The 22,356-nt window shown below is 69.7% G+C and carries 21 protein-coding genes; 7 read left to right on the plus strand and 14 right to left on the minus strand.

What is annotated here, in order from left to right; genetic code table 11:
- Nucleotides 1-70 precede the first annotated feature (70 nt).
- From BM158_RS22705 to BM158_RS12220, 6 genes are all read right to left on the minus strand, one after another.
- The gene (locus BM158_RS22705; protein ID WP_091558990.1) at nt 71-2,290 is read right to left on the minus strand and encodes a putative bifunctional diguanylate cyclase/phosphodiesterase; all 2,220 of its coding nucleotides are present in this window, start codon (nt 2,288-2,290) and stop codon (nt 71-73) included.
- Nucleotide 2,291: 1 nt separating this feature from the next.
- On the minus strand, nt 2,292-4,475 hold the full coding sequence (locus tag BM158_RS12200; protein ID WP_091558992.1) for a putative bifunctional diguanylate cyclase/phosphodiesterase: 2,184 nt from the start codon (nt 4,473-4,475) through the stop codon (nt 2,292-2,294).
- Between the two features lie 56 nt (nt 4,476-4,531).
- Nucleotides 4,532-5,359 carry a hypothetical protein gene (locus BM158_RS12205; protein ID WP_091558994.1) on the minus strand — a complete coding sequence of 276 codons (828 nt, stop codon included), beginning with the start codon at nt 5,357-5,359 and terminating at the stop codon, nt 4,532-4,534.
- 22 nt (nt 5,360-5,381) lie between these two features.
- A complete protein-coding gene (locus tag BM158_RS12210) occupies nt 5,382-6,110 on the minus strand; it encodes a class F sortase (RefSeq protein ID WP_229827442.1) in 729 nt (242 codons plus the stop codon).
- Nucleotides 6,111-6,183: 73 nt separating this feature from the next.
- Nucleotides 6,184-6,585 (minus strand): excalibur calcium-binding domain-containing protein, encoded by a 402-nt coding sequence (locus tag BM158_RS12215; protein ID WP_091559003.1) that lies wholly within the window; start codon nt 6,583-6,585, stop codon nt 6,184-6,186.
- A gap of 137 nt (nt 6,586-6,722) precedes the next feature.
- Nucleotides 6,723-7,907, minus strand: coding sequence for an FAD-dependent monooxygenase (locus tag BM158_RS12220; RefSeq protein WP_091559006.1), 1,185 nt, complete (start codon nt 7,905-7,907; stop codon nt 6,723-6,725).
- A gap of 97 nt (nt 7,908-8,004) precedes the next feature.
- Here BM158_RS12220 and BM158_RS12225 point away from each other — a divergent pair, with 97 nt between their 5' ends.
- The 3 genes from BM158_RS12225 (at nt 8,005) to BM158_RS22060 (ending at nt 10,133) form a co-directional block, all read left to right on the plus strand.
- On the plus strand, nt 8,005-8,412 hold the full coding sequence (locus BM158_RS12225; RefSeq protein WP_091559009.1) for a YciI family protein: 408 nt from the start codon (nt 8,005-8,007) through the stop codon (nt 8,410-8,412).
- On the plus strand, nt 8,409-9,554 hold the full coding sequence (locus BM158_RS12230) for an RNA polymerase sigma factor (protein WP_091559012.1): 1,146 nt from the start codon (nt 8,409-8,411) through the stop codon (nt 9,552-9,554). Before BM158_RS12225 ends, BM158_RS12230 begins: the two co-directional genes overlap by 4 nt.
- 108 nt (nt 9,555-9,662) lie before the next feature.
- Nucleotides 9,663-10,133 (plus strand): nuclear transport factor 2 family protein, encoded by a 471-nt coding sequence (locus BM158_RS22060; protein ID WP_207506509.1) that lies wholly within the window; start codon nt 9,663-9,665, stop codon nt 10,131-10,133.
- 19 nt (nt 10,134-10,152) lie between these two features.
- Here BM158_RS22060 and BM158_RS12240 read toward each other — a convergent pair whose 3' ends face one another.
- The 3 genes from BM158_RS12240 to BM158_RS12250 form a co-directional block, all read right to left on the minus strand.
- A complete protein-coding gene (locus BM158_RS12240) occupies nt 10,153-10,899 on the minus strand; it encodes a nucleotidyl transferase AbiEii/AbiGii toxin family protein (RefSeq protein WP_207506512.1) in 747 nt (248 codons plus the stop codon).
- Nucleotides 10,900-10,928: 29 nt separating this feature from the next.
- Nucleotides 10,929-11,537 (minus strand): type IV toxin-antitoxin system AbiEi family antitoxin domain-containing protein, encoded by a 609-nt coding sequence (locus tag BM158_RS12245; protein ID WP_091559018.1) that lies wholly within the window; start codon nt 11,535-11,537, stop codon nt 10,929-10,931.
- A gap of 156 nt (nt 11,538-11,693) precedes the next feature.
- The gene (locus BM158_RS12250; protein ID WP_131802031.1) at nt 11,694-11,987 is read right to left on the minus strand and encodes a hypothetical protein; all 294 of its coding nucleotides are present in this window, start codon (nt 11,985-11,987) and stop codon (nt 11,694-11,696) included.
- Between the two features lie 35 nt (nt 11,988-12,022).
- On the opposite strand from BM158_RS12250, the gene BM158_RS12255 reads away from it, so the two are divergent.
- Nucleotides 12,023-12,568 carry a GIY-YIG nuclease family protein gene (locus tag BM158_RS12255; protein ID WP_091559022.1) on the plus strand — a complete coding sequence of 182 codons (546 nt, stop codon included), beginning with the start codon at nt 12,023-12,025 and terminating at the stop codon, nt 12,566-12,568.
- Here BM158_RS12255 and BM158_RS12260 read toward each other — a convergent pair whose 3' ends face one another.
- Complete coding sequence (locus BM158_RS12260) at nt 12,569-13,426, minus strand: hypothetical protein (protein ID WP_091559025.1); 858 nt, start codon at nt 13,424-13,426, stop codon at nt 12,569-12,571.
- Nucleotides 13,423-14,055 carry a MerR family transcriptional regulator gene (locus tag BM158_RS12265; RefSeq protein ID WP_091559027.1) on the minus strand — a complete coding sequence of 211 codons (633 nt, stop codon included), beginning with the start codon at nt 14,053-14,055 and terminating at the stop codon, nt 13,423-13,425. Before BM158_RS12265 ends, BM158_RS12260 begins: the two co-directional genes overlap by 4 nt.
- 73 nt (nt 14,056-14,128) lie before the next feature.
- Here BM158_RS12265 and BM158_RS12270 point away from each other — a divergent pair, with 73 nt between their 5' ends.
- The 3 genes from BM158_RS12270 (at nt 14,129) to BM158_RS22855 (ending at nt 15,870) form a co-directional block, all read left to right on the plus strand.
- Entirely contained in the window at nt 14,129-15,160 is a 1,032-nt protein-coding gene (locus tag BM158_RS12270) for an aldo/keto reductase (protein WP_229827441.1), read from the plus strand.
- 253 nt (nt 15,161-15,413) lie between these two features.
- Complete coding sequence (locus BM158_RS12275; RefSeq protein WP_165628917.1) at nt 15,414-15,779, plus strand: phosphoenolpyruvate hydrolase family protein; 366 nt, start codon at nt 15,414-15,416, stop codon at nt 15,777-15,779.
- Nucleotides 15,766-15,870, plus strand: a complete 105-nt coding sequence (locus tag BM158_RS22855) for a hypothetical protein (protein ID WP_091559035.1) — start codon at nt 15,766-15,768, stop codon at nt 15,868-15,870. Before BM158_RS12275 ends, BM158_RS22855 begins: the two co-directional genes overlap by 14 nt.
- A 282-nt stretch (nt 15,871-16,152) precedes the next feature.
- On the opposite strand, the gene BM158_RS21525 is transcribed toward BM158_RS22855, so the two are convergent.
- From BM158_RS21525 to BM158_RS12290, 3 genes are all read right to left on the minus strand, one after another.
- A complete protein-coding gene (locus tag BM158_RS21525) occupies nt 16,153-17,889 on the minus strand; it encodes a response regulator receiver domain (protein ID WP_268247897.1) in 1,737 nt (578 codons plus the stop codon).
- Nucleotides 17,886-20,909, minus strand: coding sequence for an ATP-binding protein (locus tag BM158_RS12285; protein ID WP_191328535.1), 3,024 nt, complete (start codon nt 20,907-20,909; stop codon nt 17,886-17,888). Before BM158_RS12285 ends, BM158_RS21525 begins: the two co-directional genes overlap by 4 nt.
- 343 nt (nt 20,910-21,252) lie before the next feature.
- Nucleotides 21,253-22,344 (minus strand): DNA cytosine methyltransferase, encoded by a 1,092-nt coding sequence (locus BM158_RS12290; RefSeq protein ID WP_091561058.1) that lies wholly within the window; start codon nt 22,342-22,344, stop codon nt 21,253-21,255.
- Nucleotides 22,345-22,356: the final 12 nt, after the last annotated feature.

A 22,356-nucleotide genomic window follows, 5' to 3' on the forward strand; every position in this document is an offset into this window, starting at 1 on the left:
CCGTGATCGTGATCGGCGCGAGGGTAGGTCGGTGGTCGCGTCCGACCCGGCGGGGCACTCCGGGGTGTGACTACTGAGCTACGTGGGGTTGCCGACCCGGGGGGGCGCGCTCGGCCAGCTCGGACGCCGGGACCGGCCGGCCGAACAGCCAGCCCTGGCCGGCGTCGATGCCGAACCCGGCCAGCCGGGCGTGCTGCTCGGCGGTCTCCACGCCCTCGGCGAGTACCTGGATGCCCAGCGCCGACGCGAGGCTGGTGAGCCCGGCGATGAGCTCGTCGCTGGTGTCGGGGCCGGTGATGGAGCGGTCGAGCTTGAGCACGCCGACGGGGTAGCGGTGCAGGTAGCCCAGGGAGGTGTAGCCGGTGCCGAAGTCGTCCAGGCTCACCCCGACGCCGAGGTCGGCCAGCTCGTGCAGCGCGGCCACGCCGGCGTCGACGGGCAGGGCCTCGTGCTCGGTGATCTCCAGGTGCAGGCGGCGCGGGTCCAGCCCGCTGGCGTGCAGGGCGTCGAGGACCCGGGTGGCCAGCAGCGGGTCCACCATCGACGAGCGCCCGAGGTTGACGCTCACGGTGCGGTCGGCGTCCCAGCCGGCGGCCTCGCGGCAGGCCTCGGCCAGCACCCAGCCGTCCAGGGCGGCGCCCTGGCCCTGGCTCTCGGCGACGGGCAGGAAGGCGTCGGGGGCGAGCAGCCCGCGGGTGGGGTGCTGCCAGCGGACCAGGGCCTCGTGGCCGAGCACCCGGCCGTCGACCAGGTCGACCAGCGGTTGGTAGACCAGGAACAGCTCCCCGGCGCCGGACCCGCCCGCCACGAGCCGGCACAGGTCCTCGCCCAGGCCCAGCTGGCCGAGGACCTCCTGCCGCTGGGCCGGCACGAACGCCGTCGCGGCACCGCGGTGGACGGCCTTGCTGGTGTAGAGCGCGATGTCGGCGTCGGCCAGCGCGAGCGGCAGCCGGCTGTCGTCGTCCAGGTCGACCCAGCCGGCGCTGGCGCGGACGGCGAAGCGGGTGCCCGGCGCCACGGGGAGGGTGACCGGGGCGTCGAGGGCGGCGCGCAGCACGTCGTCCACGGCCGGGGCGTCGGGGCCGAGCACGAGGACGAACTCGTCGCCGCCGGAGCGGGCGACGGTGCCGGCGCCGCCGACCGCCGTCCGCAGCCGGTCGGCGACCGCGCAGAGCAGCTGGTCGCCGGCCTCGTGGCCGTGGGTGTCGTTGACGACCTTGAAGTCGTCCAGGTCCAGCAGCGCGAGCCGGCCGACGGGGCCGTCGGCGGCGGTCAGCAGGAGGCGGTCGAACGCGCTCTGCAGGCCGCGGCGGTTGGCCAGGCCGGTCAGCGGGTCGAGCCGGGCGTAGGTCTCGCTGGCCGCCAGTGCCTGCGCGCCGCGGGCGGTGGTGAGCACGGCGAGGGCGGTGCCGGCGGCCAGGTACACCAGCCACGGCAGCCGGCCGGCCGGGTGCAGCAGGGCCAGCACCAGCGGCACCGGGGCGAGCGCGACCAGGCCCAGCACCCGGCCGGACTCCGGGCGCAGGTGGCGCAGGGAGGCGGAGGAGAAGGCGGACGGGGCGCTGGGGTGCAGTGCGCCGGCGACGAACAGGGCCATGGACAGCGCCCAGAGCAGCTGCACGGGGCGGTCCAGCGGCTGCAGCCGCAGCCCGGTGGAGGAGGCGACCATGTCGTAGAGGCAGTTGACGGCGCCGCCGGCGAGCAGCAGCTGCAGGCTGCGGGTCAGCCCGGCCCGGGAGCAGGCGAAGCGCAGCAGCACCGCGACGACCAGGGCGTCGACCGGGGCCCAGGCCGAGCCCACGGGGGCGTCGGCCGACAGCGCGGTGGTGACGATCTGGGCGGTGGCCAGCCCGGTGACGACGACGAGCGCGGCCTGGTCGGCCCGGCGTCCCCAGGCGCCGCGGCCGCGGACCCGGCGCTCGGCCGGGCGCGCCCGCAGGTGCTGGGCGTAGAGGCTCACGGTCAGGGTCACCGCCAGCACCAGGCCGAGCAGCTGGGTCACCGACGCGAGGGCGGGGGAGGGGACGGTGGCGGCCATGGAGACCGCCCAGGCGCCGAGCATGCCGGCGACCAGCGCCCACAGGGTCCACCCGGTCCGGCGGTGCAGCAGCACGGTGAGCGGGGCGAGGGCGGCCAGCACGCTGACGGCGACGACGCCGGTGGCCCGGGTGCCCGGCAGCGCGCACAGCAGCAGCGCCGCGACGGTGGCGGCGGCGAGCAGGCGAGCGGGGGCGGTCACCCGGGTGTTGTCGGCCCGGAGCGGGTCGTGCTTGACCGGGCGGGTCCGCATGTCATCCCTCGGGGGTTGCCGCGCCGGCCGGCTGCGGGCGCAGGTCGCCGAGCCGGTCGGTGGGGACCGGGCGGCCGAACAGCCAGCCCTGGCCGGCGTCCACCCCGAGGCGGGCCAGCCGGGCGCACTGCTCGTCGGTCTCGATGCCCTCCGCGAGCACCGTGGTGCCCAGCGCGTCGGCGAGGCCGACCAGGCCGCGCAGCAGGGCGAGGGAGGCGTCGGGGCCGGTGACGCTGCGGTCGAGCTTGAGCACGGTGATCGGGTAGCGCTGCAGGTAGGCGACCGAGGTGTAGCCGGTGCCGAAGTCGTCCAGCGCGAGCCCGACGCCGTCGGCGGCGAGCTGGTGCAGCGCCAGCACGCCGGCGTCGGCGGGCAGCTGGTCGTGCTCGGTGATCTCCAGGTGCAGCCGGGCGGCCGGCAGGCCGGTGGTGGCCAGTGCGGCGCGGACGGTGCCGGCCAGGCCCGGGTCGACCATGGAGGAGCGGCCGAGGTTGACGCTGACCGTCCAGGTGGGGTCGGGCCAGGCCAGCGCGGCGCAGCAGGCCTCGCGCAGCACCCAGGCGTCGATGGCTGCGCCGTGGCCCTGGGCCTCGGCGACCGGCAGGAAGGTGTCGGGGGAGAGCAGGCCGCGCTCGGGGTGCCGCCAGCGGACCAGCGCCTCGCACCCGCGCACGGTGCGCGCGGGAAGCGAGACCAGCGGCTGGAACAGCAGCACCAGTTCACCGGCGCCGGGGTCGCCGGCCACCAGGCGGCGCAGGTCGGCGCCGAGGGCGAGGGAGCCCAGCACCTGCTCGCGCTGCTCGGGGGCGAAGCGGGTGGCGCGGCCTCGGGCGCCGTCCTTGCTGGCGTAGAGGGCGACGTCGGCGTCGGCGAGGGCCAGCGGCAGCTCGCTGGCGCCGGTCAGCTCGACCCAGCCGGCGCTGCAGCGGACCGGGAAGTCCAGCCCGGCCAGCGGCACGGGCGCAGCGAACGCGGTGGCCAGCAGCGCGTCGACGTCGGGGGCGCCGGGGCGCAGCAGCAGCACGAACTCGTCGCCGCCGGAGCGGGTGACGGTGCCGGTGCCGCCGACCGCGTCGGCCAGCCGGGCGGCGACGGCGACGAGCAGCCCGTCGCCGGTCTCGTGGCCGTAGGTGTCGTTGACGTGCTTGAAGTCGTCGAGGTCGAGGACGGCGAGGCGGCCCACGCGGGAGACGGGGTCGGTGGTGGGCGGGAGGAGGTCCTCGAAGGCGACCCGCAGCCCGCGCCGGTTGGCCAGGCCGGTGAGCGGGTCGCGGCGGGCCAGCTGCTCGCTGGCCCGGATGGTCTGCGCGCCGCGCACGATGGCCAGCGCGGCGACCGCGGCGGCGGCACCCAGGTGCACGGTGAGCGGGAGCGCGGCGGCGCTGTCGAGCAGGGCGAGGGCCACCGGCACCAGCACCAGCGGGGCGGTGCCGAGCAGCCGGGCGGACTCCGAGCGCAGCCGGGTCAGCCGGGCGGGGGAGAACGCGGTGGTCATGCCCGGGTGCAGGGTGCCGGCGAGGAAGAACAGCATCGCGACGACCCAGACCACGTTCTGGCCGGTCTGCGGGCCGGTGATGCGCACACCGGAGTCGGCGACCAGGCAGTCGTAGACCGCGGCCCCGACCCCGCCGACGGTGAGCAGCCGCATGCTGGGGCCGAGGTCGGCGCGGGAGGCGGTGAAGCGCAGCAGCAGGCAGATGAGGACGAGGTCGAAGGGGGCGAACGCGACCGACCAGGGCGCGCCGGGGACGAGCGCGCCGGCGACGGCCTGCACGAGGGCGAGCGCGATGACGACGGCGACCATGGCCTGGTCGCTGCGGTGGCCCCAGGTCTCGCGGCGGCTGCGCCGGCGGTCGCGCGGGGCGGCCCGGCGCTGCCGGGTGAACAGGACGGCGAACAGCCCGGTGGCGACGGCGATGCCCAGCGCCTGGGCAGCCACGGCGAGGGTCGGGGCGGTGTGCGCGAAGGCGAGGGCGGCCCACCAGCAGGCGAGCATGGCGCTGACCGCGACCCAGGGCTCGGGCCGGGCCGGCCGGTACCGGCGGACGGCGACCAGCGGGGCGGTGGCGGCCAGCGCGGTGATGGTCAGCACGGTGCCGACCCGGGTGGGCGGCCAGGCGCCGAGGGCCAGCACGACGGCGGCCGCGGACAGCGCGAGGGCGCGTGCGGCAGCCGGAGGGGTCACGGAATGCGGGTCGGCGGGGTTCCGTCCGGACTTGACCCGCTGCTCACCCGTGCGGGTCAGCCGGTGACGTCGTCGCAGCCGGTCTCGTCGGGCAGCAGCGGCCGGAACACCACCGTCCAGGTACCGGCGCCGTCGGTCCACGGGGTCACGGTGTCGGCGGCCTGGGCGGCGGTGACCAGGGCGGCGGCCTGCTCGCCGGTGGCGAGGGCGCAGCCGACGTCGGGGGTCACGGCCTCACCGGGCAGCGGCGGACCGGGCCAGGCGACCGGGTCCCGCACGAGCGCCGGGTCGCCGGGGACGTACGCGCTGGCGAAGGCGGCGACCGCGGTGGGCGTGTACCTGCCGAGCGGCTCGCTCTCCGTCAGGGCGAGCAGCCGGTCGACGAGGTCGGCCAGGTCCTGGCGGGCGGTGGCCTGCTCGTCGGTGAGGGACGGGTCGCCGACGGCCTCGGTGAGCGCGTAGACGTCGCGGGTGTCGGTGCCGTCGGCGGTGGCGAGGGTGATCGAGGTGGTGCGGGCGTCGGCGATCTGCGGGTCGCCGAGGTCGGCGGTGCCGGCCACCCCGGCGTCCTGGGCCGCCTGGACGAGCTCGGCGAGGGTGTCCTCGTCGACCCGGTTCACCTGGACGTTGGGCCACGCGGGGGCGGGGTAGATCGCGATGACCGGGCCGTTGCTGAGCACCCGCCCGTCGCGGTACACGCTGACCGCGGGCAGCTCGGTGGGGGCGGTCCCGGCGGGGGCGAACCCGCCGCCGACGGCCACCCGCAGCACGAGGGCGTCGCCGTCGTCGGGCAGCTGCGGGGCTGGCGGGCCGACGGCGTCCTGCCGCTGCCCGCAGGCGGTCAGCGCGAGCAGGCCGGCCAGGACCACCAGGCGGGTGCGCATGCCCCCGAGCGTGCCGCACCCGTCACCGGACGGCGACGAGGCTCGCGAAGACGACGACGTTGTCCCGGTAGTCGCCGGTGCCCTCGTCGAAGGCGCCGCCGCAGGTGATGAGCCGGAGCTGGGCGGTGGTCGTGTCGCCGTAGACCTCGTCGGTGGGGAATTCGTCCTTGTCGTGCTCGGTCACGCGGTCGACCACGAAGACCGCAGTGCTGCCGTCGGCGCGCTGCACCTCGACCTCGTCGCCGGGCAGCAGCTCGCGCAGGCCGACGAAGGTGCCGGGCTCGCCGGCCCAGTCAACGTGACCGGCGAGCACCGCCGGGCCGAGGACGCCGGGCGTGGGGGAGCCGGTGTACCAGCCGACCGGCTCGGCGCCGTCGGGCGTCTCGAGCTCGCCGTCGTCCTCGAGCCCCAGGTCGACGATGTCCGCCGACACGCGGAGCACCGGGATGCGCACCTCGACCGGTGCGCTCGCGGTGAGCAGCAGCGGGACCGCGGCCGAGGGGACGGCCAACGGTTCGGCTGCCGGCGCCACGGCCGGGTCGACGGGCGCCGAGACGGTGGCGACGACGTCCTGCCGCACCGGCTCGGCCCCGCCGGGCGCGAGGAGGAGGGCCCCGACCCCGGCCGCGGCCAGGGATGCGGACAGCGCCGTCCAGGCCCGCGTGGTGGAGCGGCTGCCGGAGCGGGACCGGCGCCGCTCGTACCGGGTGACGTGCACCAGCGGCGGCGGGTAGACCCCGACGATGCGCACCACGACCTCCCCGGGCGGGTGCCCGGGGAGGTCGCGATCCGGCGCGCGGTGCCGCACGGTGGGTGGGGCCGGGTCAGGCCGAGGCGCGGGCGCTGCGGCGGGCGGCCACACCGGCACCGGCTGCCCCGACGAGCGCGAGGCCGCCGACGGCGTAGGGCAGGACGCCCGGGCCCTCGGTCGAGCTGCCGTCGCCGGCGGCGACGGCACCCTGCGGGCGGTTGGAGACCTGCGCGCCGCCGTTCGCCGCGACGGTGGTCCCGTCCTCGGCGCCGCCCGAGGGCAGGGACTCGCAGGCGATCCCGTCGTCGTCCTGGTCGAGGTTGTTCGGGTCGGCCCGGTTGGCGTCCAGCACCGCCTGGGCCTCGGCCTGCGTGGCGAAGTCGCTGCAGTTCAGGTCGGCCGCGCTGGCGGGACCGGCGAGGACGACGGTGAAGCCGGCGGTGGCCAGGACGGTGAGGGTGGTGCGCAGTCGCATGGGGTCTCCCGTGTCGGTGGGTGGGACCTGAGCATCAGCTGTGCACCGATCGAAAGGAACCAGCTCGTTCTGAAACTATGACGGGAAGAATTGGCAGAAGATGTGCCGTGGCGCAGTTGCCAGTCGTGACCCCGGTGTCAGGGCCAGGCGGGCAGCTCGTACTCGTCGGCGGGCGGGTTGCCGAAGCGGCCCAGCGCGGTGCCGAGCTTCTTCGCCACCGGGCTCGCCGCCAGCTTGAGCGCCGTCCCCAGGACCTTCCGGCCCAGGTCGGTCTGCGGGTTGGCCAGGCCGGGTGTGCCCGGCGGCAGCGACTGGCCCTTCTCGACGAAGGGCCGCATCCGGGCGTCGTAGTCGGCGAAGGCGGCGCGGTGGTCGTCGTGCGCGGCCAGGCAGGCGGCGAGGGTGTAGGCGCCGGACAGCGCGAGCGTGGTGCCGATGCCGCTGACCGGGGTGGCGCACCAGGCGGCGTCGCCGGTGAGCACGACCCGGCCGACCGACCAGCGGTCCAGGTGGATCTGCGACAGGTCCTCGAGGTACATCGGGGCGTCGTCGAGCTCCGCGAGGATGCGGTCGGTCTGCCAGCCGGCGCCGGCGAAGGCCCGCCGCAGCAGGGTGACCTGGGCGTCGCGGTCGAGGACGTCGATGCCGCGGACGTCGGTCATCAGGTTCAGCATCGCGCGCTGGGTGCCGGTGTCGTCCGGGCGCAGGTTGACCCCGCGGCCCTGCCCGGCGACGTACCAGCGCCACCAGTCGGTGTCGTCGTCGATGCGCGGGATGGTCAGGTAGGCGATGACCATGCCGAGGTACCGGCGCGGGGCGTCGGGCAGCACCAGGTCGCGGCTGCGGGAGTTGACTCCGTCGGCCAGGACGACGAGGTCGTAGCGCTCCTCCTTCCCCGACAGGAAGGTGACGTCGACGCCGTCCGGGTCCTGGTCGAGCGCGGCGATCTGGTCGCCGAACCGGTAGGCGACGTCGTCCTGCGTGTGCTCGAACAGCAGCTGGCCGAGGCGGCCGCGCAGGATCTCCAGCTCCGCGGTCGGGCCGGTGGTGTCGTCGGTGCTGGCGGGGAAGCGGGCCAGTTCGCGGCCGCCCTCGCCGAGCAAGACGGTGCCCTGCTCGCCGGTGCCGTGCGCGAGCGCGGCCTCCTCGAGGCCCATCCGGCGCAGCACCTCGCGAGCGGCGCCGCGGACGTCGATGTTCTGGCCCTCGTCGCGCAGCGAGTCGGCGCGCTCGACGACGGTGACGTCGTGGCCGGCGCGGGCGAGCCAGGAGGCGGTGGTGGGGCCGGCGACGCTGGCGCCGGAGACGAGCACGGAGGTCATGCGGTCGAGTCTGCCGAGGATGTCGAGAACGGCGACCCGGCTCCGTCCCCTGGGTGTGAGCGGCGAGGATGAGCCGCACGGACGCGAGGAGACGACCATGCCGAAGTACCTGATGCTCAAGCACTACCGCGGTGCCCCTGCCCCGAGCAACGACGTCCCGCTGGACAAGTGGACGCCGGAGGAGTGGCAGGCCCACGTGCAGTTCATGGGCGAGTTCGCCGAGCGGCTGCAGGACACCGGGGAGTTCGTGTCGGCCGACGCGCTGGCGCCGGAGGGCACCTGGGTCCGCTTCGACGGCGAGGGCAAGCCGCCGGTCACCGACGGCCCGTTCCCCGAGACCAAGGACCTGATCGCCGGCTGGATGATCATCGACGTCGCCGACTACGACCGGGCGCTGGAGCTGGCGGGTGAGCTGTCCGCGGCGCCGGGCGCGGGCGGGCGGCCGCTGGGTGAGTGGCTGGAGCTGCGGCCGGTGATGAGCGAGCCGCCGACCGTCACGGAGTGACCGAGGCGGACCTGCGGGCCGCGGTCCCGCAGGTGCTCGCGGCGCTGGTCCGCCGGGGCGCGGAGTTCGCCGCGGCCGAGGACGCCGTCCAGGACGCGCTGGTCGAGGGGCTGCGCACCTGGGTGGCGGACCCGCCGCACGACGTCCGCGCCTGGCTGGTCACCGTTGCCTGGCGCCGGTACCTGGACGCCGTCCGCTCGGACGCCGCCCGGCAGCGCCGGGAGTCCCCGCCTCCGGAGGAACCGGTCGAGGTCTCAGGAAGGGACGACTCGCTGCAGCTGTACTTCCTCTGCGCGCACCCGTCGCTGACCCCGTCGTCGGCGGTCGCGCTGACGCTGCGGGCGGTGGGCGGGCTGACCACCCGGCAGATCGCCGAGGCCTACCTGGTGCCCGAGGCGACGATGGCGCAGCGGATCAGCCGGGCCAAGAAGACGGTGTCGGGATCCCGGCTGGACGCGCCGGGGGACGTCGGGACCGTGCTGCGGACGCTGTACCTGGTGTTCAACGAGGGCTACAGCGGCGACGTCGACCTGGTCGCCGAGGCGGTCCGGCTCACCCGGCAGCTGCACCGGGCGTACGACCACCCCGAGGTCGCCGGTCTGCTGGCGCTGATGCTGCTGCACGCGGCCCGCCGTCCGGCCCGGTTCTCGGCGGACGGGGCGCTGGTGCCGCTGGCGGAGCAGGACCGGACCCGGTGGGACACCCGGCTCGTCGCGGAGGGGGTCTCGGTGCTGCAGGCGGCGCTCGCGCAGGACCGGCTGGGGGAGTACCAGGCGCAGGCGGCAATCGCGGCGCTGCACTGCGATGCCACGTCGGCGGAGGAGACTGACTGGGTGCAGGTCGTCGAGTGGTACGACGAGCTGGTCGCGCTGACCGGTTCGCCGGTGGCGCGGCTGAACCGGGCGGTGGCGGTGGGGGAGGCGGACGGCCCGCGCGCCGGCCTGGCCGCGCTCGCCGACCTGGACCCGGGGCTGCCTCGGTGGCCGGCGGTCGCGGCGCACCTGCACGAGAAGGACGGCGACCCGGTGCGTGCGGCCGAGCTCTACGCCGAGGCCGCGCGGGCGGCGACCAACACCGCCGAACGCGACCACCTGCACCGCCAGGCCGTCCGGGTGAAGGCAATCGCTGACCCGAAGCTGTGACCGACCCCGCATCAGCGGTAGCGCGAGCAGCAGGTTCCAGATCGATACGGTTCCGCTCTCCGGTCTTTGCCTTGAGCAAGGACAATGGTCAGAGCGGAAGCGGTGAACGTGAAGAAGAGCTTCGTCGTCGGCGTCGTCGCGGTAGGCATGCTCGGTATCTCGGGGTGCGGGTCCACGTCGAACGAGTCCTCGGCTATGCCCCCTTCCGCCTCCGTGTCTCCGAGCACGTCGTCCGCGAGCCCTGATACGTCGAGTGCGGCTACGAGCAACGAGCCGGCGCAGGGCGAGCTCCGTGCCGCGGTGCAGAGCTACTCGGACGCCTTCCTGACCGGCGACGCCGACGTCGCTTACGACCTCCTCACGGCCCGTTGCAAGGACCGCACCTCGGCGGCCCAGTTCTCGGGCATCGTCTCCGCGGCGTCCCAGCTGTACGGCGCCGCCCTTCCGATCACCAGCTACTCGGCTGAGGTGTCCGAGGACCTGGCCCGGGTGACCTACACGTACGACGTCCCGGCGATCAATCAGACCTCGGAGCCATGGGCGCGCGAGGACGGCGAGTGGAAGCAGGACGATTGCTGACCCTGAGGGGCGCCTAGCGTCAGGTCGCCACCGCACCGCGCCACCATGCGCGCACGGCGTCCCGCGCAGCACCCGGACCCACCTCGACCCTGCCCTGGTGACCCAGCGCGACGGTCCTCTCGGCCGTGCTCGGTACGCGGTCGAACATCCACGGCTGCACGTCACCGGCCGTGGGCCCGTGGGTGCGGAACAGCCGGGCGGCCTCGGCGTCGATGTGGCCGTCCCGCCCGAGACCCCACAGGTCGTACAGGTCGCGCGGTGTGTGGCGGTCCATCCAGGTCACGGTCTTCCACCCGGCGAAGGCGGGCGCGGTCGGTGTTGTCAGGGTCGCGGGAGGTGCGTCGGTGTACCGCTGTTCGAGCGGCCGGCGCTCGGTCGGCCACGGCGGGTAGCCGGCCGCCGCGAGCAGCTGGACCCGGATCCTGATGTCCTGCCCGACCACCAGCACGCTCGACTGCGATCCGCGGGTGCTCGCGATCGACGGCTGCCACGACGTGGTGCCGTGCGACCGCTGCAACCCCCGGCCGACCGCGTCCTCGATCGCAGCACCGACGGCGGCTCGGGGCCCCGTCGCGAGGAGGTCGATGTCCTCGCTCAGCCTGAGCTCGGTCAGGAACGTCCGGGAGAGGGCCGTGCCGCCGATGAAAACCAGGTGATCCTGGACGTCGCCGTCGGAGAGGGCCGCCAGGACGTGGCTGATGGCGTGGTCCCGGAGCACCTGCTCGTCCGCGACGCCGAAGCGGTCACGAACGGCAGACAGCTCCACCGGGTCGAGGCCTCTCGCGCGGCGGGCCACTAGGACGGCTCGTGTGCAGCCCGCAGCCGCGCCAGGGTCGCTCCCATGCGCTGCTCGTGCGCCAGTCGCGCCAGCCTCTCCGGGGCGCAACGCGGCAGGAGGGTGCGGACGGCGTCCTCGGCCTCGGCCGGCATGCCCCCCAGCTGTGGTCGCTTGGTCAGGTCGAGAACCGTCTGCTCGGGTGTGGTGACGAGCGCGGGACCGAGATCGGTGCGCAGCAGCACCGCATCGAGGGCGTCGACGTCACGGGTGACGAAGGTGATGGTCCCGTCGGGGCGGTCGGCCACCTGCACGGTGGGGTGCTTGCGGGGAACCGCCACGACGGCGGCGGTGATGGCACGCGGGATCGCCCCGTGCAGCCGAGCAGCGGTCAGGTGCATGAGCACGGGCACCCGGTCGCCGTACAGCGCCGTGGCCACCCCGGCGGCCACAGCCTCGAGGGTGGGCACCCACCGACGGTCGCGGTCGTCGGGCAGCGCGTAGTACACGCCGGGCGCGGCCTTGCGCACCACACCCTGCCGGACCAACCGGGTGAGCTGGACGTTCGGTTGGGTGTACACCTCGGCCAGGTCCTGCGGCCGGATGGTCCGCAACGGTGCACGTGTCATGACCTCTGGTGCCGCGGTCATCATCACCCCCTGACGCTGGTCGAGAACTTATCTCTCGGATAAGTATTCGGCCAGTCATCAACCTGCTTGAGCGCCCTTCCCCGCCGAGTACGGGTGCCGGATCGCGTACCGGCGGTTGTGGGTCGGCGGTCTTGCCTAGACGTGACCGTCCGTCAGGTCCTCGTCGCCGTGGTCGGGTCGACCGAGGCGCCGCTGGTCGAGCCGGTCGGCCAACGCGAACAGCAGGACGCCGACCACCATCGCGAGCAGCGTCGACCCGAAGGCGTAGAAGACCAGGCCGCCGTTGAGCGCATCGCGCGCGACGAACCACATCACCGCGACGGCGACCAGCCAGATCGCCGGGCTGCTCATGCCCACCACGCCGAGCGCGCCGATCAGCCACACCAGGGGCGAGCGGCGTGCGGGTCGGGAAGGGGACGGGTGCGGCACGGCCCGAGCCTAGGAGGTGCGGGTTGACTGGGGCCGTGGACGACGTCGTCGCTGCCCTGTGCTCGACACCGCTGCCGGTGCCCGAGGCGGCCGAGGCCATCCCGAAGGCGCCGGGCCTCTACGCCTGGTGGGGCAGGTTCGGCGCGCTGCCCGGCATCTCCGGCCCGAAGCACCCGACCGCGCCGGTGCAGCTGCTCTACGTCGGCATCGCGCCGAACGGTCCGACGTCCGCCTCGACCCTGCGCTCCCGCGTGGTCGGCGACCACATCCGGGGGACGACGGGGCAGTCCACCCTGCGCCGTTCGCTCGCGGCGCTGCTGGTCGAGCAGCAGGGCTGGCGCAGCCGCTGGACGACGCGGCCGGTGCTGGTCAACCGCGACGAGGTGGCGTTGTCGGAGTGGATGGCCCGGACGCTGCACCTGACGTGGTCCGAGCACCCGCAGCCGTGGACCGTCGAGGCCGACGTCATCGCCGAGCTGGAGCCGCCGCTGAACCAGGCCGAGAACCGGGGCCACCCGATGCACGCCGTCGTGGCGGCCGCCCGCAAGCGCTGGCGCGAGGAGGCCAGGGCGGCCCGCTGATCAGCCCAGGAAGCCGGTGACGGGGATGCCGGCCAGCGCCTGCCAGGTCAGGAACCCGACCAGCGCGGCGTACCCGACCGACGCGGCGGCGACGAGGCGGAACCGGGTGCGCGGCTCGGCCAGCGCGGGCACCCGCCGGCGCAGCGCCTCGAGGCCGAAGGCGAGCAGCGGCAACGCCTGCAGGGCGTGCATGCCGACGAAGTGCGGCACCCGCAGGTCGCCGCCGGTAGTGGACCAGCCCAGCAGCGGCAGGCCGGGGCCGTCGTCCGGCACCCCGACCGCGTGCGCGCCGACGATGCCCGAGTAGTCGTTCAGCTGGTCCGCGGTGGGTGAGGTCATGAGGAAGGCGACGGCCATCCCGGCCAGCCCGATGACCAGCCCTGCCCGGATGGCCAGCCGCCGGGCGGGGTCGTCGACGGCCCGCCACAGCAGGACGGCGAGCACCACGGTGACCAGCCAGACCGCGGCGATCGCGGTGCCCATCGAGGCCCAGACCGCGCTGTGCAGCGGCGTCGAGACGTTGAAGTGGCTGGTGGTGCCGACCGCGACGGCGCCGACGATGGCGGCCATCTCCACGGCCATGGCGATCGCGATGACCCACGCGATGCCCCGGCCGAGGCGCTGCCGGCGAGCGGGCAGCAGGGTGAGCAGCCAGGCGATCGTGAGGGCGTAGATGCCGATCGAGATCGCGAACTTCAGCGGCTTGAGCCAGCCGTTGCGGCCGACGATCTGCATGGGGTCGACGACGGCCAGGACGGCGGTGACGACGGCGGTCGCGGCCATGGTGGCGGCGACGCCGAGCAGGACGCGGTTGAGGCGGGGGGCGGCGGTGGTGGGGCGGTCGAGGACGGCGGTCATGACGGACTCCCGGGGTGGAAACGGCGGACGGACTCGCTCTCCTGCGCCATGCGGCGGAGGCCTGCGAGGAGGGCGTCGCCGAGCACGGTGCCCACGACGACGGTCTGGGCGGCGGTCGCGGGACCGGCGTCCAGCTTCTTGCTGATGGTGTCGATGTCGGCCTCGGCGACGACCTCGGCGGCACGGGCGTAGGCGGGCAGCACGGCGGCGAGGTCGTCGCGGCCCAGGGCGAGGTAGCGGTCGAGGACGACGGCGGCCGCGACCAGGCCGGGGTTGCCGTCGTGGACGGTCCAGCCCTGCCGGCGAGCGACGTCGGCGACCCGGCGCAGCGACTCCTGCGACGGCGGGACGGCGACCCGGGGGAGGGAGGCCTGGGCGATGCCGAGGGTGTTGCCGAACGGGTGGTCGGGGTCGTCGGCGGCGGAGAGGACGTCCTTGGCGGCGGCGACGGAGAGCCCGCCGACCTCCACGAGCGAGCGGATCAGCCGCAACCGGGCGAGGTGGTCGTCGTCGTAGTCGGTCTGGTTGTAGCCGGTGCGCTCGCCGGCGGGCAGCAGGCCCTCGCTGACGTACCACTTGATCGAGGCGGCGCTGACCCCGCTCCGTTCGGCCAGCTCGGCGATGCGCATGTCGAGAGTATCACTATCGATAGTGATGCTGTCAACCCGTCACGGCGTCGAGGCGTAGGAAGGGGACATGGAGATGCGCACGCTCGGACGCACTGGTGTGAAGGTCAGCCCGCTCTGCCTCGGGGCGATGATGTTCGGGGCGTGGGGCAACCCCGACCACGACGAGTCGGTGCGGATCATCCACGCCGCGCTGGACGCCGGGATCAACTTCGTGGACACCGCGGACGTGTACTCGGCGGGGGAGAGCGAGGAGATCGTCGGCAAGGCGCTCGCCGGCGGACGGCGGGAGAAGGTGGTGCTGGCGACCAAGGCGCACGGCGCGATGGGGGAGGACCCCAACCAGCAGGGCAACAGCCGGCGGTGGCTGGTGACCGAGGTGGAGAACAGCCTGCGGCGGCTGCAGACCGACCACATCGACCTGTACCAGATCCACCGCCCGTCGCCGGACACCGAGATCGAGGAGACCCTCGACGCCCTGACCGACCTGGTGCGGGCGGGGAAGATCCGCTACTTCGGGAGCTCGACGTTCCTGCCGTCGCAGGTGGTGCAGGCGCAGTGGGCTTCTGCTGATCGCCGGAGCGGGCGGTTCGTCACCGAGCAGCCGCCGTACTCGATGCTGGTGCGCGGGATCGAGCGCGAGCTGCTGCCGGTGACCCAGGAGTACGGCATGGGCACGCTGGTCTGGAGCCCGCTGGCCGGTGGGTGGCTGTCGGGCAAGTGGCGCAAGGGCGCCGACGCGCCGGAGACGCACCGCGCATCGGCGATGGGCGGGCGTATGGCCTCGCGCTACGACCTCTCGGACCAGGTCAACCAGCGCAAGCTGGACGCCGCCGACGCCCTGGCCGGGGTGGCCGAGCAGGCAGGGGTGAGCCTGCCGCAGCTCGCGATCGCGTTCACGATCCGGCACCCGGGGGTGACGTCGTCGATCATCGGCCCGCGGACGATGGAGCAGCTGACGAGCCAGCTGCCGGCGGTGGACGTCGAGCTGTCGGACGACGTCCTGGACGCCGTCGACGCGATCGTGCCGCCGGGGACCAACATCCGCGCGGACGACGGGGGGTACGCCCCGCCGTCGATCACGGACGCCACCCTCCGCCGCCGCTGAACGTGTGAACCCCGGCAGCCCACAACGGTGCACGCTCTGGGCTGTCGGGGTCCAGCGTGCGAGGCCATCGGCGTCGGTGACCCAGATGTCGAACGACGAGGGGACGGGCGCCGTCCTCCGCAGCCTGGCAAGCTGTCAATCGAGCTGGTCGAGGGGTTGGCAGCTCACGTGCTCGGCCAGTCCCGCAAGCTCAGCAGCCTGTTGGTCCTCAACAAGGACGGCTACGTCATCAGCGAACGAGATTACGGTCGACATGGCCGACGAGGTGCTGCCGGTCGTGTGCAGACTTCAGTTCTCGTCTGGGTCTTCTGCACCGACCCGTTCGGGCAATGGGGCCGTTCCTCGACGAGCTGGTGTGGACTGGCTTCGCCGACTCTTCAACGGTATGGCTTATCGCCGGTATGTTTGGGGCGGATCTGGAAAGACCGGAATGGGCTTCGACCTGGATGTCGAGATAATCCGGGCCGCGCACGAGCACGGTCTGGTGACGACGCCCCATACCTTCGACGCCGGGAAAGCGGTGGTCATGACCAAGGCGGGGGCCGACGTGCTGATGCAGCACATTAGGGCTCACGACGAGCGGGACCATCGGCGCGCAGACGGCGATGACGCTGGTTGACGCGGCGGCGCAGCTGCACGAGGTACGCGACACCGCGGTGGCGGAGCGATCCGACAAGCTGTTGTTGTGCCACGGCAGGCCGATCGCCTAGCTGGCTGATGCGCAGTGCGCGCTGGGGCCCGCCACTGGCGGGGCCGCGTTCCTCGGGGCGTCGTCCAGGGATTGGCTGCCCACGCGAAAGGGGATCGCTGTGCGGGCCACTCAGTTCGGGGCGCTCACCCCCGGCTGAGAGAGGCCGAGTATGACCTCACGAACTCGCCGAGCGGGCGGAGGCGAGAAACCGCATCCCGACGACGAGTGATGCGCCTTTGAGCGAAAGGTTGCCGCGACGGCAGTCAGCACCGAGAACGGCGGAGACGGGCGACCACTCATTTCACTGTGGGTTCTTCCTTAAGCGGTTGCGGCCGTTCAGTCGCAGCCACTCCGATTCATCTAGACCAATTCGCCCGCCGACTTGAGCCGCGTTGACCGCAATCCTAAGCGCGTGCTCTGGTCGAAGGTCTGCTAGCCAAATGTACGTCTGTCGATCCCCATCGGCCTCGAAACGCCATTCGGCCTTTCCTGCATGCCAGATAGCCCGCACTTCGGAGTCCGCCGGCGTGAAAGTGGGCATAGACGTCTCGTAAGGGTGCGAACTGCTTTGAAGTCGCAACTCTGTCCCATCGACGTCGAGCAATGCGACGTCGAAGCTTCCGCTATTGGACCCTGAAACGTGAAGCGGCACGAGCGGGAACTTTCGTTTCCCCTTGACCCTCACAGAATCGCACAAGGGCATCACGCAGACCCAGTATTGCCAGCCATCGGTGCCGCCATTGCGAAGAACTGTCCCCAGTCGAAGAACCGGAGCCTTCCCGCGCTTGAGGATCTCAGGAACAGCGTCGTGATGACTGCGTGCCACGCATGATAAGCGCGCGAATGAGTGATCCGCCCTGTCCGCATCGGACGCAGAACCAGCAAAAACACTCGTCAGTGAAGCGACATCCGTGAAAGTCAGGTCGGCACGCTTAATCGACTGACCACCGTTTGTTGCGGCCTTCAGGGCGCTCCGGATAGCTTCTTGAGGACCCACCTCAATCTCTCGAAAAAGCGTCTTCACCCAGTCGGCATCCACGGCCTGCGGTTCGTGCTGGTCGCGTGCAATCAAGGGGGTGAAGTTTGGTTGAGCAACGACTTCCGACGCCCAGGCACCTATGGCAGACCGGTCCACGTTTCCTGCCACTCCCGCGGCCTCAAGAAGCGCCGATATCTGCTGCACCACGATCGAGACAGCGAAGTCCCCATCATCGCCTGTGAGTACAGAATGACTCGCGTAAGCAGCGTCAAGGCTCACGTCGAACCGTGCCACCAGTGCGCTCGAGTTGTCGCGCAATACGGCCAGCGCCTCCAGGACCAGACCTCGCAGCAGGCCATGGTTGGCTGCTGCGAACTCACCGATCAGCACGTCGGGCAGTTCGGATTCCGTAGCACTTTTGGTGTTCACGCGTGCACCAGAACCCTTACCGATAATCGAGATGCGGTAACCCGGACCGCGAACCCCTAGGGTTCCCGTTTCAGATTGAGCCGCGTCCAGGGCCGTCACCCCATGGGGAGTGCTGCCATCCTTCGACGAATGCTGCCTCACCAACGCATCAGCCACCTTCTTCTGAATAGAATCAAGGTCGATGTCATGGGTGTAGATGCAAATCAAACGTAGGCGGCTGCGATGGTCCCCACCGAGAAGGTCCTTGATTATCGCTAATGTCGCCCGTCCGTCGTCCCCATTCATCCGCCAATCGAGAACGAAGGCGTCCGCCCGTTGAGCTACAGCTAGCACTTGGTCCTTCAGAGTGCTCCCTGGCTTTGGCGAAAGGAGTGCGCAGATAAGTCCTTGAGCGGCGAAAGACTCGACTATAGAACGTCCGTCCAAACGTGCGGTTGCGCGACCGACAGGCGCCGTGGCAACATCGTCGGCCGCCTCATTCGGTGTGTCTGAGGTGTCGTCGGGCGTCACGAGCCTCAAGGGGACCGCACTATTATCGAATGAAATCTCGTCGTCCACGACCACCACGGTCTGCAGATAATGAGTCGCAATCTCACGAGCCCGCGCACGGGGCACGCTGGTACTTGTCATTGACGTGGTTCTCCAGCCTCATTTGAGGTTGCATGCATATTGGCCTGATTTATATCCTCAGATTCGGTCGTATCGGGCAATGGCACGATCGCGAAGCAAGCTCCCTGACCCCTCTCGTCCGCATGTCCATGCCCGGCCCCAGCTGGCCAGTCCAGACCCGACCCTTGACGAAGCTGCAGTTCATAGCCGTTTCTGCGTAGGACGTCGCGGCTGACTTTAAGGCCAACACCTCGCCCTCCTGGTTTACGTGACCAGTTCATCTCGAAGATTCTTTCCTCGTCCCGCAATCTGACGCCGGGCCCGTTGTCCTTCACGAGCCAAGCAGAGTCGGCATAGTCAAGAACGACCGAACGGGGCTTTGGACGTTGATTCAGCCAGAAAAGTGCATTGTCGATCAAATTCAGGAAGACTGGATAGAAGGTTGAAGGGTAGCCAGAAACGGATGCTCGGTGGAAGGCGTCGGACATTGTGATAGAGACATCGTGACGTTGAGTTCGATCGCGAAATAGGTCCATCACAAAGTGAAAAATCTCATCTCCAGTGATCAATACTGGCCGGCGATAAAGGCGACGCTGTAGAGGTGTAAACATGGTGAGGTAGGCATCCAAATGTTCAAAGGAGGCCGAAAGGTTGCTCTCGATCGGACGCAAATCGGGATTTATCCTTGCCCACGGCCGAAGTGCACGCAGGTTGTTTCTCACCGCCGTCACACTGGCCGAGAATTCATGGTTGATGATTTCCACGGCTCGACCAAGCTGGGCCAGCTCGAGATCCGCTTCTGCGTCATCCCTAAGAGCCAGCACTTCTTCCTCCAGGGCAACCAAGTCTTCGTCAGGTGCAGGGTCATCGTTGACCAGACGCGATAGAATTGGCTGTAACCTACCCAACCGCTGCTGCTGCGCCTTGATGGACCTATCGACTATTTCATAAGCAGTTCGTCGAGCAGTAAGGACGGCCTTCGTGTGTTCCACGCTGGCCGCCGACACTATGGTTGTAGCCTCGCTGATGGACGCTTCGACTGCCTCGATAGCATCGCTCAGGATATTCAAGACATGCTGGTGCGCCGAGTCCGCTGAGTAGCGAGAACGTTCCACCGAATGGCCCCATGAACCATGAAGTTCTTCCATGTCGGCACGGCTGGCTCGTAAAAGTTCCTCGTGGACTCGTCGATCAGTAATCTCGGGTGCAGTCAGCGCGGATAGCGCAGCAGTGACTATCCGGTCGAGCTGTTCTTCTGCGGCTGGCAATGTCGTGTCGAGGAGCTTTTCGTTGCTCTCTTGCCATACCGAATAGTCGCGTTGCATATCCCTTGCCAGCCCAACTCCGTCAGGCCGCTCGATCAGGTACCTATGAGAGATCTGGCGAAGTTCGCGACGCGCCTTGGTGTCGAGGTGGATGATCTCAGATGCTTCTCCGGGCGACGCGGCGTGGTTAAACAGATGGCGGCGCTCTTGGAGCTCATTGCGCAGGCCGTCCACCACCTCGGCAACTTCGCGTTGCGGTGTCCCGTTCTCGAACGCGGCGACCTTGACTTGCAACTCTTCCCGCAACCGATTTCTTTGCGGCCTCACGTTAGACTCGCGCCGTTCCCGCGCCGATTGCTGCAGCGCTTGGCGGATGCGCAGGTATTCCTTCCCCTCCTCAGTGCTGCTCCGGAAGAAGTCCGCTGCCAACTGGACGAACATGTTTTTCAGAATTGCGACCATTTCGCGGTAAGCAAGATTCTCTCTGAATCCTTCGCGCCCAGCCTTTTCCTGCAGGTCGGGGTTGTCGTCTGAATTTATGTCGACGGCACCGAAAAGTCGTCGATACGAGAAAAAATGGTAGGCCGCGTTCTTGCTGCGCCGTTCCTCGATGTTGAGGTAATCGACGTCCGAATTGCCATACGGAAGGATGCGGATGCCGTCTCGGTAGATGTACAGGCCCGCAACGCGGTTGAGTTTCGCGTTGATAGCATTATAGTCGACATCGGATAGGCGTGACTGTTTGGCTGTCCCCTGAACATATCCAAACCGGATGGTGAATGGCCCGCATCTGGTTCGACCATTGCTGCCAGGCCATGGAATCACGTGCTCGAGCGGGTCGCCGCCAAAGATTCTTACGGTGCCATGAAATGTTCCGTTCTCATCGAAGCGACCGTCAAACTCGTGGTCGACACGCGAGAAGTCCTCCTCGTTGAAAAACTCGGCCCCGTCAAGCAAGTCGCGGGGAGGACTACCTTCACGAATCTCGCGAAAAGCTGTCCTGAACCCCGGGACGTTCTTCCGAGAAAAGCTGTTTGTGAATCCAATCAGCAGTTTGACGAGTCGGCTAGCTGAGCCATCTTCCTGTGGAGCCGTCTCGAGAGCCAAGGTTTCGTCGACCGGCGTCACCAGAAAGTGTGTCCCGTAACCCTTCCCATCGAGACGAGGTCCTGAGAGTTGTTGTATTGCAGCAAAATCAAGTTGTCGAAGATGGTTTAGTTCCTTACGAATTGCCCGCACCGTCTCGGGCGGCATTCGAGTCTCCAGTTCGGACAGGTGGGCGAGCATCACTTCCGTGAGATCAACGACGAGTTCATGGTCGACATGGCCGCCTGGCGCAATCGAAACTGTGGGTATCCGAATATCATCAAGGGTTAGGCCCGGGACTGTGAAGAAGCGCCAACAGATAAGCGCGACCGTTGTGGCAGAGTTGTTAGTTACATCCCGTGGTCGGGTCATCACGAGGACTTGCTCGCCCAATGAAGCGATGGCTAAGCGGCCGATACCCTTCTCGCCCAGAACTGGGCGGGGAGCAAAGCCGTCGGGTGGAGCTAAAGAGGAAAACCTTCCACCAGTCGTCTTGCTGTCGGTGCCAACCGTCAGCCATCGGTCTAGGAAATCGCGCTCGGACATGCCGACGCCGTCGTCGCGGAGGAGAAGGGCGTTCTTGTCTAGAAGATTGTCGACTACAACACGTGATGCATATGCGTCGTAGCTGTTCTTAAATAGTTCGTTGATAGCCGTTGGAATTCCTGCGATCTGCTGCCGACCGAGCATGTCGACGGTCCTCGCTGATGTAGTGAATCGTGCCATCATTCGCCTCGTGCAATGAGGAATCCCGCGTGCATGTCGTGAGCTTAGACGACAAGGGGGTCGATCGGCCGTAGGCGCCCCCGCTCTGACCGACGCCTGAACGGGAGACGATGCACGAGAGGTCGTTCAAGACGCCGTCTTTGCCTGGTGACAGGACGAGTGCATGAGTCGGTCCCCTTCGGCGTTGCCGTAGGTCCTCGGTATCCGTAGGTGTGGCGGGACTGCGTTGCGGCTTTCGTCGCGGTAATGTTCACTTCTTTGTGGCGGTCTCCTGTGCGCATCTCGCGCTAGGGCTGCCACTTCTCTCTCAGTGGCAAAGCTTATCGGCGATGTGGGTTGCGAGACCGTGTGCCAGCTCTATTGGTACCGCATTTCCGATCTGACGAGCGATATCTAGTTTCGATCCACACCACTTGAAGTCGTCTGGAAACCCCTGTAGTCGGGCCGCTTCATGGTGCGTGATGGCGCGGTCGCGCTCAGGGTGCAGGTACCGACCCTTCTCGGGCTTGAAGAACTCCGTCCGGATGGTGACCGAAGGGCGGTCCCAGTGCATCCGGCCCATTACGTCGAGCGAGCCCTTGTCGTGACCTTTCCAGCAATTGGCCTTCAGATCGTCCGGCAGGTCAAGTCGGTTGCCGCCCACCCGGATGTGCCTGAACCGGTTGAGGGACAGATCGGTGTAGTGACGTGTGACATGCAGGTCGGGGGACTGGTAGACGCCCGGGACATCTCGACTGAAGAACCCGACTACCCCAGAGGGGAGTTCGCGGTGTGTCGGGTCAACATGCTCGTCCAGCCCTATGAGCGCTTGCCGGACCGTCTTCCAATCGGCCTTGGCCACCGTTCCCTCTGGCACCGCAATCTTGGGTAGATCGCGGTGCGTTCCGATGACGATGAACCGTCGGCGAAGCTGAGCGGCTCCGAAGTCGGTCGCCCGAACAATGCGAGCATCGATGTCGTACTGCTCGAGCAGGCCGCCCGGGGCCGTCTCCCGGGCCAGCATCTGGAATTGGTCGCTCGTGCTGAAGCGGTCCACGTTCTCGATCAGGAAGGCTTGCGGTCGAACTTTGATCAACGTCTCCATGTAATGACGCCACAGCTCGTTCCGTGGATCGAAAGGGCTCTTCTTTCCGAGGTTCGAGAACCCCTGGCACGGAGGCCCACCCACGACGACGTCCGCCTCGGGAAGATCGCCTTCGACCCAGTCTTCGATCTTTCCCCAAAAGACGTGGTCCTCGCCGAAATTGGCTGCATACGTCGACGCGGCCGCGAGGTCGTGCTCGACCGCCGCCACTGGGTCGAACCGCTTCGTCAGGTCGAAACCGGTGGTGAGACCACCGCACCCGGCGAACAGGTCGATCACGCGAAGCCGAGAGGGCTCGGAGTCGTCGATCAACATCTCGGGGTCAGC

This window comes from Klenkia taihuensis (assembly GCF_900112525.1).
GTDB classification, from domain to species: domain Bacteria; phylum Actinomycetota; class Actinomycetes; order Mycobacteriales; family Geodermatophilaceae; genus Klenkia; species Klenkia taihuensis.

What these genes read in the sequence shown, in the direction of transcription:
- BM158_RS12270 (WP_229827441.1), top strand. Translation starts at nt 14,129, where the DNA reads ATGCGCACGCTCGGACGCACTGGTGTGAAGGTCAGCCCGCTCTGCCTC.
- BM158_RS21525 (WP_268247897.1), bottom strand. Translation starts at nt 17,889, where the DNA reads ATGACAAGTACCAGCGTGCCCCGTGCGCGGGCTCGTGAGATTGCGACT.
- BM158_RS22855 (WP_091559035.1), top strand. Translation starts at nt 15,766, where the DNA reads ATGACGCTGGTTGACGCGGCGGCGCAGCTGCACGAGGTACGCGACACC.
- BM158_RS12245 (WP_091559018.1), bottom strand. Translation starts at nt 11,537, where the DNA reads ATGACACGTGCACCGTTGCGGACCATCCGGCCGCAGGACCTGGCCGAG.
- BM158_RS12260 (WP_091559025.1), bottom strand. Translation starts at nt 13,426, where the DNA reads ATGACCGCCGTCCTCGACCGCCCCACCACCGCCGCCCCCCGCCTCAAC.
- BM158_RS12225 (WP_091559009.1), top strand. Translation starts at nt 8,005, where the DNA reads ATGCCGAAGTACCTGATGCTCAAGCACTACCGCGGTGCCCCTGCCCCG.
- BM158_RS12215 (WP_091559003.1), bottom strand. Translation starts at nt 6,585, where the DNA reads ATGCGACTGCGCACCACCCTCACCGTCCTGGCCACCGCCGGCTTCACC.
- BM158_RS12205 (WP_091558994.1), bottom strand. Translation starts at nt 5,359, where the DNA reads ATGCGCACCCGCCTGGTGGTCCTGGCCGGCCTGCTCGCGCTGACCGCC.
- BM158_RS12290 (WP_091561058.1), bottom strand. Translation starts at nt 22,344, where the DNA reads ATGTTGATCGACGACTCCGAGCCCTCTCGGCTTCGCGTGATCGACCTG.
- BM158_RS12275 (WP_165628917.1), top strand. Translation starts at nt 15,414, where the DNA reads ATGGCCGACGAGGTGCTGCCGGTCGTGTGCAGACTTCAGTTCTCGTCT.
- BM158_RS12285 (WP_191328535.1), bottom strand. Translation starts at nt 20,909, where the DNA reads ATGCTCGGTCGGCAGCAGATCGCAGGAATTCCAACGGCTATCAACGAA.
- BM158_RS12265 (WP_091559027.1), bottom strand. Translation starts at nt 14,055, where the DNA reads ATGCGCATCGCCGAGCTGGCCGAACGGAGCGGGGTCAGCGCCGCCTCG.
- BM158_RS12220 (WP_091559006.1), bottom strand. Translation starts at nt 7,907, where the DNA reads ATGACCTCCGTGCTCGTCTCCGGCGCCAGCGTCGCCGGCCCCACCACC.
- BM158_RS22705 (WP_091558990.1), bottom strand. Translation starts at nt 2,290, where the DNA reads ATGCGGACCCGCCCGGTCAAGCACGACCCGCTCCGGGCCGACAACACC.